12 protein-coding genes are annotated in these 11,850 nt (G+C 74.0%); 8 read left to right on the top strand and 4 right to left on the bottom strand.

The annotated features are described in order from the left end of the window. Positions 1–402: 402 nt before the first annotated feature. Positions 403–696, top strand: coding sequence for a hypothetical protein (locus tag BG452_RS26425; protein ID WP_188306855.1), 294 nt, complete (start codon positions 403–405; stop codon positions 694–696). Between the two features lie 78 nt (positions 697–774). Further along, complete coding sequence (locus BG452_RS26430; protein WP_188306856.1) at positions 775–1,497, top strand: dienelactone hydrolase family protein; 723 nt, start codon at positions 775–777, stop codon at positions 1,495–1,497. A 185-nt stretch (positions 1,498–1,682) separates the two neighbouring features. Here the strand turns inward: BG452_RS26430 and BG452_RS26435 are convergent, their stop codons facing one another. Next, positions 1,683–2,267 carry a PadR family transcriptional regulator gene (locus tag BG452_RS26435; RefSeq protein ID WP_188306857.1) on the bottom strand — a complete coding sequence of 195 codons (585 nt, stop codon included), beginning with the start codon at positions 2,265–2,267 and terminating at the stop codon, positions 1,683–1,685. Positions 2,268–2,366: 99 nt separating this feature from the next. Here BG452_RS26435 and BG452_RS26440 point away from each other — a divergent pair, with 99 nt between their 5' ends. After that, a complete protein-coding gene (locus tag BG452_RS26440; protein ID WP_188306858.1) occupies positions 2,367–2,804 on the top strand; it encodes a nuclear transport factor 2 family protein in 438 nt (145 codons plus the stop codon). Positions 2,805–2,808: 4 nt separating this feature from the next. Here the strand turns inward: BG452_RS26440 and BG452_RS26445 are convergent, their stop codons facing one another. After that, complete coding sequence (locus BG452_RS26445) at positions 2,809–3,567, bottom strand: histone deacetylase (RefSeq protein ID WP_317621238.1); 759 nt, start codon at positions 3,565–3,567, stop codon at positions 2,809–2,811. A gap of 423 nt (positions 3,568–3,990) precedes the next feature. On the opposite strand from BG452_RS26445, the gene BG452_RS26450 reads away from it, so the two are divergent. The 3 genes from BG452_RS26450 (at position 3,991) to BG452_RS26460 (ending at position 9,358) form a co-directional block, all read left to right on the top strand. Continuing rightward, positions 3,991–7,986, top strand: coding sequence for a Pls/PosA family non-ribosomal peptide synthetase (locus tag BG452_RS26450; protein ID WP_188306859.1), 3,996 nt, complete (start codon positions 3,991–3,993; stop codon positions 7,984–7,986). Positions 7,987–8,183: 197 nt separating this feature from the next. After that, positions 8,184–8,378 carry a DUF4287 domain-containing protein gene (locus tag BG452_RS26455; RefSeq protein ID WP_188306888.1) on the top strand — a complete coding sequence of 65 codons (195 nt, stop codon included), beginning with the start codon at positions 8,184–8,186 and terminating at the stop codon, positions 8,376–8,378. Positions 8,379–8,734: 356 nt separating this feature from the next. Then, positions 8,735–9,358, top strand: a complete 624-nt coding sequence (locus BG452_RS26460) for a hypothetical protein (RefSeq protein ID WP_223242752.1) — start codon at positions 8,735–8,737, stop codon at positions 9,356–9,358. A 37-nt stretch (positions 9,359–9,395) separates the two neighbouring features. Here BG452_RS26460 and BG452_RS26465 read toward each other — a convergent pair whose 3' ends face one another. Continuing rightward, the gene (locus BG452_RS26465) at positions 9,396–10,031 is read right to left on the bottom strand and encodes a flavin reductase family protein (RefSeq protein WP_188306860.1); all 636 of its coding nucleotides are present in this window, start codon (positions 10,029–10,031) and stop codon (positions 9,396–9,398) included. A 133-nt stretch (positions 10,032–10,164) separates the two neighbouring features. Next, entirely contained in the window at positions 10,165–10,797 is a 633-nt protein-coding gene (locus tag BG452_RS26470; protein ID WP_188306861.1) for a carbonic anhydrase, read from the bottom strand. An 88-nt stretch (positions 10,798–10,885) separates the two neighbouring features. Between BG452_RS26470 and BG452_RS26475 the strand changes: the two genes are divergently transcribed. Both BG452_RS26475 and BG452_RS26480 read left to right on the top strand, forming a co-directional pair. Continuing rightward, positions 10,886–11,293 carry a helix-turn-helix transcriptional regulator gene (locus tag BG452_RS26475; RefSeq protein ID WP_188306862.1) on the top strand — a complete coding sequence of 136 codons (408 nt, stop codon included), beginning with the start codon at positions 10,886–10,888 and terminating at the stop codon, positions 11,291–11,293. 72 nt (positions 11,294–11,365) lie between these two features. After that, positions 11,366–11,782: a VOC family protein gene (locus BG452_RS26480; RefSeq protein ID WP_188306863.1), complete on the top strand. Its 417-nt coding sequence runs from the start codon at positions 11,366–11,368 to the stop codon at positions 11,780–11,782. The last annotated feature ends 68 nt before the right edge of the window (positions 11,783–11,850 follow it).

Below are 11,850 nucleotides of genomic sequence, written 5' to 3' on the forward strand. Positions count from 1 at the left end.
CCGGGCGGGCCTGCGGGGGAGGGGTGTGATCCGTTGGTGCAACGATCAACGATTCACGCGGAGCCGGGAAACGAGGCACCACGCCCCGACGCGCGAAAGCGCGGGAAGCCGGCCCGTCCGACTTCCCGCGCTCCGGCCTCCCGCGTGCGGGGATGCCGGGGCCTGCGGGGTGATGGTGGCCTTGCTCGGCGCGGTCGGGGTCGAGCGGGTCGTGGACCCCGGCGAGCCGTGGATGCCCGAGGCACCCGTCAGCCATGCGGACGCCCCCAGGGCCCGGACGGCGCTCAACTCCCGGCGTTCCGTCGCCGGTTCGGGGGATTGCCGTATCCGACGCGGCGCCGACACGATCCTCCGTACAGGCGCCGCCTCGGGGCGGTGCGCTCCGACAAGGGAGGTCGTTCCATGCGTCGTCGGATCTGTCGTCGGATCCTCGGAGTCGTCCTGCCGGTCGCCACCGGGATGCTCGCCCTCAGCGCCCCCGCCCAGGCCGCCACCGGCCTTCTGGTGGTGAACGGCGTGCCCCACGACAACCCGCAGCGCGGCTGCTACCCCGTCACCTCGCCGGTCTCCCTCCAGAACCACACCGGCTCCCCGGTCCTGGTGCACGCCGCGGCCAACTGCCAGGGCCCGGTCACGGCGGAGGTGGACCCGGGGCAGTCCGTCCGGACCTTCGGGGCGAGCTACTTCGTGTTCTGAACCCTGCGGATCGTTCCCGGTTCCGCTGTCGGTGAAGGCCCGCCCCGCCGGGCCCCACCGGCGCCTACAGTCCCTCGCATGACAACCGTCACCACCCGCACGGTCGAATACCCCGCCGACGGACTGACCATGGTCGGCCACCTCGCCCTCCCCGCCGGCACCGGCCCCCGCCCCGCCGTCCTGATCGGGCCCGAAGGCACCGGCCTCAACGACTTCCAGCGCCGCCGCGCCGACGCCCTCGCCGAACTCGGCTACGTCGCCCTGGCCTTCGACATCCACGGCGGCCACTGGTACACCGACCCCGAGCAGATGCTCGCCCGCTGCCTGCCGCTGCTCGCCGACCCCGCCCGGCTGCGCGAGATCGGCCACGCCGCCCTCGACGTGCTGCGCGCCGAAGCGCGTACCGACCCCGCACGGATCGCCGCCATCGGCTACGGCACCGGCGGCGCCGTCGTCCTCGAACTCGCCCGCGACGGCGTCGACCTGCGGGCCGTCGGCACCATCAACGCCCTCATGACCGGCCGCCCCGGCGAAGCCGCCAACATCCGCTGCCCGGTGTGGGCCGGCGTCGGCTCCGAGGACCCGATCCAGCCCGCCGCCCAACGCGAGGCCTTCACCGCCGAGATGCAGGCCGCCGGCGTCGACTGGCGCCTCGTCGTCTACGGCGGCGCCGAGCACGCCTTCCACCACCCGCCCGTCGACCAGGTCACCGTTCCCGGCGTCGCCCACCACCCGCTGCACGCCCGACGGGCCTGGCGCGACATCGTCGCCCTCCTGGACGAATGCCTGCCCGTGGCCTGACCGGCGCCCTGACCGCGCGGCCTCGTCAGCGGTACGGCCGCAGGTCGTCGCGAAACGCCGTGCCGGTGCTCCGTCTGCCGCGTGAGTTGGCGTGGCCGCTCACCGCCACGGACGTGCGCGGCGTCCTCGGCCCGGAGGAGGAGGGGGCCGTCGACAGCCCCGACTGCCCGGCCGGCGAGCGGGTTTCAGGCAGCCCCGGACCCGGTCCCGGGCGCGGCCGCCCGGCGCTGCGCCAGTACGGCGATCGCCTCCCGGCACCAGTCCCGGTTGCCGCGTTCGAAGGCCAGGCCGCGCAGGCAGGTCAGGTAGGGGCCGATCCGCTCGCCCTCGCGCAGGAACTCCGGCTCCTCGCGCCCGCCGCGCATGCCGTGCAGCATCCGTTCGAACAGGTCGATCTTCGCCTGGGCGAACTCGGCCCGCTCGGCGAGCTGTTCGGCGAGCACGCCGGGGTCGAGGTGGTCGGCGGCGCGGACCTTGACCATCAGGTCGTCGCGGACGAAGGAGGGCTTGGCGCAGGCGGCGGCGAAGGCGTCCAGCTCGGCGAGGCCGGCCGCGGTGACAGTGAACAGCCGCTTGGTGGGCCGGTTCTCCTGCACCACCTCGCGCCCGGCGACCAGCCCGTCGCGCTCCAGCCGGGTCAGCTCGGCGTAGAGCTGCTGCGGCTGGGCGTACCAGAAGTTGGCCACGCCCAGGTCGAAGGCCTTGGCCAGCTCGTAGCCGCTGGTCTCGCCGTCGAGCAGCGCGGCCAGCACGGCGTGTCGCAGGGCCATCGGGTCGGCCCTCCCTCCTGTTGCCGGACAGGCCTTCCATGGTAGTAGTCATGAAACTGACTAATCACATTCATGAGTATCCAAGGAGTGTGCCGGCTCATGACCACCACCACCGCGGAGCGCTTCCGCGCCGCCGTCGACGCCCGTGACCTCGCCGCGCTGGACGACCTGTTCACCGACGACATCCGCTTCTACAGCCCGGTCAAGTTCAGCCCCTTCGAGGGCAAGGCGATGGTGCTCGGCCTCTTCGGGGTGCTGCTGCGCACCTTCGAGGACTTCCGCTACGTCGGCGAGTACGACGGCACCGCGCAGACCAGCGCCGACGGCGGCGAGGCGCCGTCCGCCGTGCTGCTGTTCCGGGCGGTGGCGGGCGGCAAGGAGATCCACGGCATCGACCTGCTGCACTTCGACGAGCGGGGCCGGATCAAGGAGTTCACCGTGATGGTGCGCCCGCAGTCCGCCGTCCAGGCCCTCGGCGAGGCGGTCTTCGCCGGCCTGGCCGCCGCCGGCCTGGTCCCCGCCCCGCCGGCCGTCTGAGGCGTCAACTCCCTTTCAGTGCAGGCCGGTTGCCGCTGGAATCGCCCGGGCCCCCTGCTCGTCCCAGCAGTGCCGCCACCGCCCCCACCCCCCAGTGCCCGGCCGCGCCCGGGCGGGTGGCGAGGTACCCGGCGGCGCGCCAGGGCCCCCAGCCGTGGGCTTCGGCCAGCCCGGCGCCCAGGGTGCGCAGGTAGGCGGCGGTGGGGGCGGTGACCTCGGCGCCGGCCAGGCCGGCGGGGGAGGTGAAGGTGAGCACCGGGCGCCCCCCGAGTGCTCCCACGCGCAGCAGGGTCTCGTAGCGGCCGGGGCCGGCCCGGTCGCGCCCGGTGGCCAGGACCCGGGTGAGGTCGAGGTCGGCGCCCGGGGGGCGGCGCATCTCCTGGGCGGCGATGTCGCTGAACTGGCCGGGTGTGAGCAGGTAGCCGCGGCAGGGCACCGGCCCGTGGCCGGCCGGGTCGTAGGAGGCCGTCCCGCCGCCCCAGGTGGGGGAGTTTCCGGCGAAGTAGAGGGTGCCGGGCAGGGTGAGGGCCGCGGTCAGCCGGGGCGGGCGGCGGTCGCGGCAGCCCGGGCAGCGCAGGGCCGCGCCGCCCGGACGGCCGCCGTACAGGTAGCAGGCGAAGCGGGCGGCGTGCAGGTTGGACCCGTACGCCGCGTACCAGAGGAGTGAATCCCCGCCGTCCGGCCCGGGACCATCCGATCCGGGACCATCCGGCCCGGGGCCGTCCGATCCGGGGCCCTCCGCCGCGGCCCACACCGTCTTCACAGGAAACGTCCGTTTGACGGACGCCGGCTGGAGAGTCTCACACAAACCCGAGGCTGACGTGGACAGGATGAACATCCGACCAAAACCCCCCGATTCGGTAGCCAACCCCTCACTACCGGTACCGTTCCGGACGCCATGGTGTTCATCGCTCTTCCCTCCGCCGTCATGCCCCTCCGGTTTTCGCCGATTAGCCTTCACCAGTGAAAATGCACGAAATACCCGAATCGACATTCGAATCGCATCACCATTAGGCCGTTTGGCATCGATGATGAGAATTCTCTTTGACCGCACCTTCGCTGCATCCAGCGGACGCCCAGCGGAGTCATGGTGAGTGGGCGCGTCCCCTCACCTGACAACGGCGTCACCGCACGTAGCGCGTGACACGCGCCTCCCCGAACAAACGGAGCCAAGGAACCCATCCCCATGGACGCACGCCACGACACGGCTGGCCCAGGCACGCTGCACCGACCCAACCCGGGGCAGGCCGCGGGCTGGCCGGTGGCCCAGCCCGCCCACCCGCGAAGCCTCCTCGACGTCATCGCCGCCACGGCCGACGCGCACCCGCACGCGCCCGCGCTGGACACCGGCGACACCGTCCTCGACTACAGAACCCTGCTGCAGGAGGTCGACGCCCTCGCCGGCGTGCTGGCCGGCCACGGCATCGGCACCGGCGACCGGGTCGGCGTACGCATCCCCTCCGGCACCGCCGACCTGTACGTCGCCATCCTCGCCGCGCTGCGCTGCGGCGCCGCCTACGTGCCCGTGGACGCCGACGACCCCGACGAGCGCGCCGAGATGATCTGGCAGGACGCCCAGGTCTGCGCGATCCTCGGCGCTGGCCGCCGGCTGGCCGCCGGCCCCGCCGCCCGCCCCTCGGGCCGCCCGGCCTGGCCCACCCCCGACGACGACGCCTGGATCATCTTCACCTCCGGCACCACCGGCCGCCCCAAGGGCGTGGCCGTCACCCACCGCAGCGCCGCCGCCTTCGTCGACGCCGAGGCCCGCATCTTCCTGCGCCCCCGCCCGCTGGGCCCCGGCGACCGCGTCCTGGCGGGCCTGTCGGTGGCCTTCGACGCCTCCTGCGAGGAGATGTGGCTGGCCTGGCGCCACGGCGCCTGCCTCGTCCCCGCCCCCCGCTCCCTGGTCAAGGCCGGCACCGACCTCGGCCCCTGGCTCGTGAGCCGCCGCATCACCGCGATCTCCACCGTCCCCACCCTGCTCGCCCTGTGGCCCCAGGAGTGCCTGGACCAGGTGCGCCTGATCATCGTCGGCGGCGAGGCCTGCCCGGCCGAACTCGTCGAGCGCCTGGCCGTGCCCGGCCGCGAGTTCTGGAACACCTACGGCCCCACCGAGACCACCGTGGTCGCCACCGCCGCCCGGATGCTGCCCGGCCAGCCGGTGCGCATCGGCGCCCCGCTGGACGGCTGGGAGATCGCCGTCGTCGACCAGGCCGGCCACCCCGTGCCCTGGTACGAGAGCGGCGAACTGCTGATCAGCGGCATCGGCACCGCCCGCTACCTCGACCCCGCCAAGGACGCCGAGAAGTACAGCCCCCACCCGGCGATCGCCTCCCCCCGCGTCTACCGCAGCGGCGACCTGGTCCGCAACGACCCCGAGGGCCTGATCTTCCTCGGCCGCGCCGACGACCAGATCAAACTCGGCGGCCGCCGCATCGAACTCGGCGAGATCGACGCCGCCCTCCAGGCCCTGCCCGGCATCCGCGCCGCCGCGGCCGCCGTCCGCAAGACCCCGGCCGGCGCCGACCTGCTGGTCGGCTACCTCGTCACCCAGCCCGGCACCGGCTGCGACCTCGCCACCGCCCGCCAGCAGCTGCTGGAGCGCCTGCCCGCCCCGTTGGTGCCCGTCCTCGCCCTCGTCGACTCCCTGCCCACCAAGACCTCCGGCAAGGTCGACCGCAACGCCCTGCCCTGGCCGCTGGCCACCACCGGCGGCTCCGACCGCCCCACCGAGACCCTGGACGGCACCGCCGGCTGGCTCGCCGGCCAGTGGGAAAGCCTGCTCGGCATGGCCCCCGGCCGCAGCGACGACTTCTTCGCCCTCGGCGGCTCCAGCCTCACCGCCGCCCGCCTGGTCTCCGAACTGCGCACCCGCCACGCCGGCGTCTCCGTCGCCGACCTCTACGCCCACCCGGTGCTCGGCGACCTCGCCGGCTACCTCGACTCCCTCGCCCCGGCCCCCCAGGCCGCGGCGGCCGCGGCAGGGCCGGAAGCCGCCGCGACCGCCACGCCCGCACGGCCGGTGCGCCCCACCCCGCGCAGCGCCGGGTTCTGGCAGACCCTCATGCTGCTCGGCATGTTCGGCCTCTCCGGCCTGCGCTGGGTGATCGTCCTGATCGCCATCGACAACCTCATGGGCAGCAACACCCCCTGGGCCCCGCACAGCCCCTGGTGGCCCGTGGCCGCCGGCGTCGTCCTCTTCTACAGCGCCCCCGGCCGCACCCTGCTCGCCGCCGCCGGCGCCCGCCTGATCACCGCCGGCCTCAGACCCGGCAGCCACCCCCGCGGCGGCCAGGTCCACCTGCGGCTGTGGGCCGCCGAGCGCTACACCGCCATGTTCGGCACCGGCAACCTCTCCGGCACCCCCTGGGCCCCCCGCTACGCCCGGATGCTCGGCTGCCGCGTCGGCCGGGACGTCCAGCTGCACACCGCGCCCCCCGTCACCGGCCTGGCCCGGATCGGCAACGGCGCCAGCCTCGAACCCGAGGCCGACATCGTCGGCTGGTGGCTCGACGGCGACACCCTCCAGCTCGGCCACATCGACATCGGCGAAGGCGCCAGCATCGGCCACCGCGCCACCCTGATGCCCGGCGCCCGCGTCGGCGCCGGCGCCGAGATCGCCCCCGGCTCCTGCGTCACCGGCACCGTCCCGCCCGGCGAGCACTGGCACGGCTCCCCGGCCCGCCCCTCCACCGAGGCCCGCACCCCCTGGCCGGCCGGCCCCGCCAAGGCCTCACGGGCCTGGAACCCCGCCTACGGCCTCGCCTTCGCGCTCTTCGGCCTCGTCCCGGTCATCGCCGCCCTGCCCGCGCTGTTCACCGTCTACCCGATGGTCGACAACGACCGCACCCTGGCCGCGATGTTGCTCCAGCTGGTGCCGATGACCGTGCCGCTGGCCATCCTGACCGTCTTCTGCCACGCCGCGCTGATAGCCCTGCTGATCCGGCTCTTCTCGCTCCCGCTGCGCCCGGGCTTCCACCCGGCCACCGGCCGGGTCGCGTTCTGCGCCTGGGGTGTGTCCCACCTCAGCGACAGCGCCCGGCGCACCCTGTTCCCCTTCTACGCCAGCCTCTTCACCCCGGTGTGGCTGCGCCTGCTCGGCGCGAAGATCGGCAGCCGGGTGGAGGCCTCCACCGTGCTGGCCCTGCCCGGCCTGATGCGGGTCGACGACGGCGCCTTCCTCGCCGACGACACCCTCGTCGCCCCCTACGAGCTGCACGCCGGCTGGCTGCACCTGGGCCGCGCCCACGTCGGGCGCCGCTCCTTCGTCGGCAACTCCGGCATCGTCGGCCCCGGCCGCTCGCTGCCCGACAACTCCCTGGTCGGCGTCCTCTCCGACACCCCCGCCCAGGCCCCCGAGGGCTCCTCCTGGCTGGGCCGGCCCGCCTTCGCCCTGCCGCGGGTGGCCGACACCGGCGGCGAGGCCCGCACCTACGACCCGCCCAAGCGCCTGATGTGGGCACGCGCCGGCGTCGAGGTCTGCCGGCTGCTGCCCGTCGTCATCGCCGCCGTCATGGCCGACCTGGTCTTCGCCGCCCTGCAGGCCGTCCGGGACGACTACGGGCTGGGCGCCGCCTTCGGGACGGCCGGCCCGGTGCTGATCGCCGCCGCCGTGGTGGCCTGCGCGATCACCACCCTCGCCAAGTGGCTGCTGGTCGGGCGCTTCCGGGTCTCCGAGCACCCGCTGTGGTCCTCCTTCGTCTGGCGCAACGAGCTCTACGACACCTTCGTCGAGGAACTCGCCATGCCCTTCGGCGGCGGCGCCATGACCGGCACCCCCTACCTGAACCTGTGGCTGCGCAGCCTCGGCGCCAGGATCGGGCGCGGCGTGTGGTGCGAGACCCACTGGCTGCCCGAGAGCGACCTGGTCACCGTCGAGGCGGGCGCCAGCGTCAACCGCGGCACCGTGCTGCAGACCCACCTGTTCCACGACCGGGTGATGCGGCTGGGCCCCGTCCACCTGGGCGCCGGCTCCACCACCGGGCCGCACTCGATCGTGCTGCTCAACTCCTCCCTCGGCGACGCCGCCACGGTCGGCCCGGCCTCCCTGGTGATGCGCGGCGAGAACGTCCCCGGCGCCACCCGCTGGCTCGGCAACCCCGTCGCCGCCTGGAACGCCGACGCCACCCCGCCGGCCGGGCGCCGCGCGGCCCGGGGACGACGGCGGGCCGCCGTGAGGTAGCTCACATCTTTCGAGCGATGAGGAAGCGGTGCGGTCACGGTCCTACCCGTGAACGCACCGCTTCTGCTTTGCCCGCACTTGGGAGGACACCGGACATGACCACGGCAAATGTGAAGGCCACCGAGAAGGCCGCCACCGCGCAGACCACCGCGCAGACCACCGGGAAGGCCACCGCCGCGCAGACCACCGGCGCGGCCGTGAAGGGCCCCGCGAGCTACTTCCCGTCCATCGAGAAGAAGTACGGCCGCCCGATCGCGCACTGGAAGGACCTCGTCCGCGCCTCCCCGCTCACCCGGCACATGGAACTCGTCGCCTGGCTCAAGACCGAGCACGGCCTGGGCCACGGCCACGCCAACGCCCTGGTCGCCCACACCCTCGCCGAGAAGGCCTGACACCGCCCCCGCAGGCCCGGCACCGTGGTGGAGCCTGCCCCGTCCCGGGGATCCGGCGACAGTGGATCCGGTGACAAGGGCCGGGGCCGCCAACGGCACGATCGGGATGGAGGCGGCCCCGGCCCCGGTCCGTTCCGTACGGGCGGGGCATCGACCGCGGAAGCCCGTACGGCTGCGGTCGGCCCCATTCCACGACTTCAACAGGACTTGAAGTCAAGCCCGAAAGGCCCCCGACCGGAAAAGCCCCGCCCGGAAGGCGCCCGACCGGGAAGGCCCCGACAGGAAAGCGGACACCCGCGCGGGGTAGCCTCGCTCCCGGCGGGGGCCGACAGGCGGAACGGACAAGGGGCGGACGGATGACGCAGCAGCAGCGCGGCTACTGGCGGGACTCGGACGGCTCGCCCGTCGCCATCAGCCAGGCGCACATCGTGTGGACCAGGGCGGCCTACCCCGCCCTGGTGGACGTGGCCCACCGCTACCACGCGGTGATCACCTACGCCGAGCTGGCCGAGGCCGTCCAGCAGGCCTCCGGGGTGCGCACCAGCGTCAACCAGCGGCACTGGATCGGCAAGGTGCTCGCCCTGGTGGTGCGCGAGGCCCACCGGCGCGGCGACCCGCCGCTGACCGCCCTGGTCGTGAACGCCACCGACGGCATGGTCGGCGCCGGCTACCAGGACGTCCTCGCAGTGGCCGGACAGCCGCCGATCCTCGACGAGATGGACCGCGAGCAGCACGCCGCCGCCGCCCGGCTGGCCTGCTACCGGCACTTCGGCGCCGACCTGCCCGCCGACGGCGGCATCCCGGCGCTGGCCCCGCGGCTGAAGACCGCGGTCACCCGCAAGAAGGCCGCCACCACCACCGCCGACCCCGCCGCCACCGCCGCGCCCGCCCCCCGCCCGCCGGCGATCTGTCCGAACTGCTTCCTGGAACTGCCCGCGACCCGGGTGTGCGACTCCTGCGGGGCCACCGTCGCGCCGTGAGCGCGCCGCCCGGCCACCGGCCCCGCCCGCGGGGCGCTCAGACCGCGGCCGGCAGCCTGCCGGGCATCTGCCAGCCCTCGGCCAGCCGCGAAGGGGTCAGCCGCCGGCCCTCGCCGAAGAACTCGCAGAACTTCATGATCAGCGGGTCCCAGCCGACCGGGTCCACGTAGTGGTCGGTGCCCGGCACCAGCAGCCGCTCGTCCACATGGGCACGCACCACGCTCACCTCGAAGGCGGTGCACCCCTCGTTGCCCGCCAGCGGCCTCGCCTCCTCCAGCCGGCACTCCAGCTGCACCGGGCACTCCGCCGCCCGCGGCGCCCGCACCAGCTCCCCGGGCAGCTCCGTCATCCCGGCGGCGCCGAACTTGTCCCGCTCGTGGCGGTAGCCCTGCGCACGCCGGTAGTCGGAGATCTTCGGGTTGGCGGTCAGCATCGCCAGCGCGTCGACCGCGTCGACCTGCGCCGCACTGGGCAGGTTGAGCACGCACTCGCCCTCGCGCCGCAGGTTGATCGCCGTCTGCGAGGTGTTGCCCAGGCCCAGGACACACGTCTGGCCCAGCCACCAGGCCGAGGACATCGGCATCAGGTTGGCGCCGCCGTCCTCGTTGCGCGAGCCGATCAGCACCACGGGGGTGCCGAAGTACAGGACCTTGAGATCAGTGACCTTGTGCACGGGAAGAGCCGTCCTCGAATCGGGTGAGTCGGTGGCCCGGACCGGATGATCCGTGACCGGCCACCGACTCTGCCCCCGCCCGCACCCCCGCGCTGGCGGGGATCGGACATGACGTTCCCGTACCCCCGCGGGGTCAGCCCAGGCCGCGGACGGAGACCGTACGGGCCTGGCCGTCGGTCAGCCGGTACGACAGGCCCACCACCGCGGCCCGCCCCTCGGCGACCCGGGCGGCCAGCAGCTGGGAACGCTCCAGCAGCAGGTCCACGGTCTGGCGGATGTGCTCGTCCACGATCGCGTCCGGGTCCTCGATGCCCGCCGCCTTCGCCGACAGCACGCTCGGCGTCACCCGCTCCACCACGTCCCGCACGAACCCGCCCGGCAGCTTCCCCTGCTCCAGGGAGTCCAGGGCCGCCGCCACCGCACCACAGGAGTCGTGCCCCAGCACCACCACCAGCGGACAGTCCAGCACCGCCACCCCGTACTCGACACTGCCCAGCGCCTCCGCACCGGTCACATGACCGGCGGTGCGCACCACGAAAAGGTCACCCAGGCCCCGGTCGAAGATGATCTCGGCGGCCAGCCGGGAATCCGAACAGCCGAACAGCACCGCGAAGGGCTTCTGCGCCGGCGCCAGCGCGGCCCGCCGCCCGGCGTCCTGGTTGGGGTGCTCGGGACTGCCCTCGACGAAACGGGCATTGCCGTCCAGCAGCACCCGCAGGGCCTCGGCGGGGTCGGATATCGGGCCGGATATCGGAGAGGAAATCATGCGGTCACCCTAGATCGCCGCTGCTGGGAGCCGCAGCCGGGGGCCGGGGCAGGCCCGGTTGTCCGAGCCGCTCGGTACCGTTGCCGGTATGCCCACCCGAGTGCCCCTCGCCGACCTCGTCCGGCTGCGCCAGGCCCGCGACCGGATGGACCGCGAGTACGACCAGCCCCTGGACGTCCCCGCGCTCGCCGCCACCGCGCTGATGTCCCCCGGCCACTTCTCCCGCAGCTTCCGCACCGCCTACGGCGAGACCCCGTACAGCTACCTCATGACCCGCCGCATCGAACGCGCCAAGGCCCTGCTGCGCCGCGGGGACCTCAACGTCACCGAGGTGTGCATGGCCGTGGGCTGTACCTCGCTGGGCTCCTTCAGCACCCGCTTCACCGAACTCGTCGGCGAGAGCCCCAGCGCCTACCGGGCCCGCGACCACGCCGACGGCGAGCCGATCCCCGCCTGCGTCGCCAAGATCCGCACCCGCCCGGTCCGGCGCACCTGAACGCCCCCGTGGACGCCCCCGGGAGCGCTCACGTCAGGCGAAGGGCCGGGCACCTCCCGTAGTTTGACGGTCATGAACATCGAACTCGCCCAGTGCTTCATCGCCGTCGACGACCACGACAAGGCGCTCGCCTTCTACCGCGACGTACTAGGCTTCGAGGTCCGCAACGACGTCGGCTTCGAGGGGATGCGGTGGGTCACCGTCGGCTCGCCCGACCAGCCCGGGGTGGAGATCGTCCTGGAACCCCCGCTCGCCGACCCGCACGCCTCCGAGGACGACCGCCAGGCCGCCGCCGAACTCCTGGCCAAGGGCCTGCTGCGCGGCGTCATCTTCCGCACCGACGACTGCGACGCCACCTTCGAACGCATCCGCGCCGCCGGCGCCGAAGTCCTCCAGGAACCGATGGACCAGCCCTACGGCGTCCGCGACTGCGCCTTCCGCGACCCGGCCGGCAACATGCTCCGCTTCAACCAGCCCCGCACCAAGTAGCGCCCGGGCCCTGGCCCGTGACCGCCCCGGCCCGTGACCGCCCCGGCCCCCGTACGGCCGGGGCGGGG

The organism is Streptomyces sp. CBMA123 (genome assembly GCF_014596465.1).
In the GTDB taxonomy this organism is placed as follows: domain Bacteria; phylum Actinomycetota; class Actinomycetes; order Streptomycetales; family Streptomycetaceae; genus Kitasatospora.

Excerpts from the sequence above, each read along its gene's own strand:
- BG452_RS26480 (WP_188306863.1), top strand. The coding sequence starts at position 11,366 with ATGAACATCGAACTCGCCCAGTGCTTCATCGCCGTCGACGACCACGAC.
- BG452_RS26440 (WP_188306858.1), top strand. The coding sequence starts at position 2,367 with ATGACCACCACCACCGCGGAGCGCTTCCGCGCCGCCGTCGACGCCCGT.
- BG452_RS26470 (WP_188306861.1), bottom strand. The coding sequence starts at position 10,797 with ATGATTTCCTCTCCGATATCCGGCCCGATATCCGACCCCGCCGAGGCC.
- BG452_RS26425 (WP_188306855.1), top strand. The coding sequence starts at position 403 with ATGCGTCGTCGGATCTGTCGTCGGATCCTCGGAGTCGTCCTGCCGGTC.
- BG452_RS26460 (WP_223242752.1), top strand. The coding sequence starts at position 8,735 with ATGACGCAGCAGCAGCGCGGCTACTGGCGGGACTCGGACGGCTCGCCC.
- BG452_RS26450 (WP_188306859.1), top strand. The coding sequence starts at position 3,991 with ATGGACGCACGCCACGACACGGCTGGCCCAGGCACGCTGCACCGACCC.
- BG452_RS26435 (WP_188306857.1), bottom strand. The coding sequence starts at position 2,267 with ATGGCCCTGCGACACGCCGTGCTGGCCGCGCTGCTCGACGGCGAGACC.
- BG452_RS26475 (WP_188306862.1), top strand. The coding sequence starts at position 10,886 with ATGCCCACCCGAGTGCCCCTCGCCGACCTCGTCCGGCTGCGCCAGGCC.
- BG452_RS26430 (WP_188306856.1), top strand. The coding sequence starts at position 775 with ATGACAACCGTCACCACCCGCACGGTCGAATACCCCGCCGACGGACTG.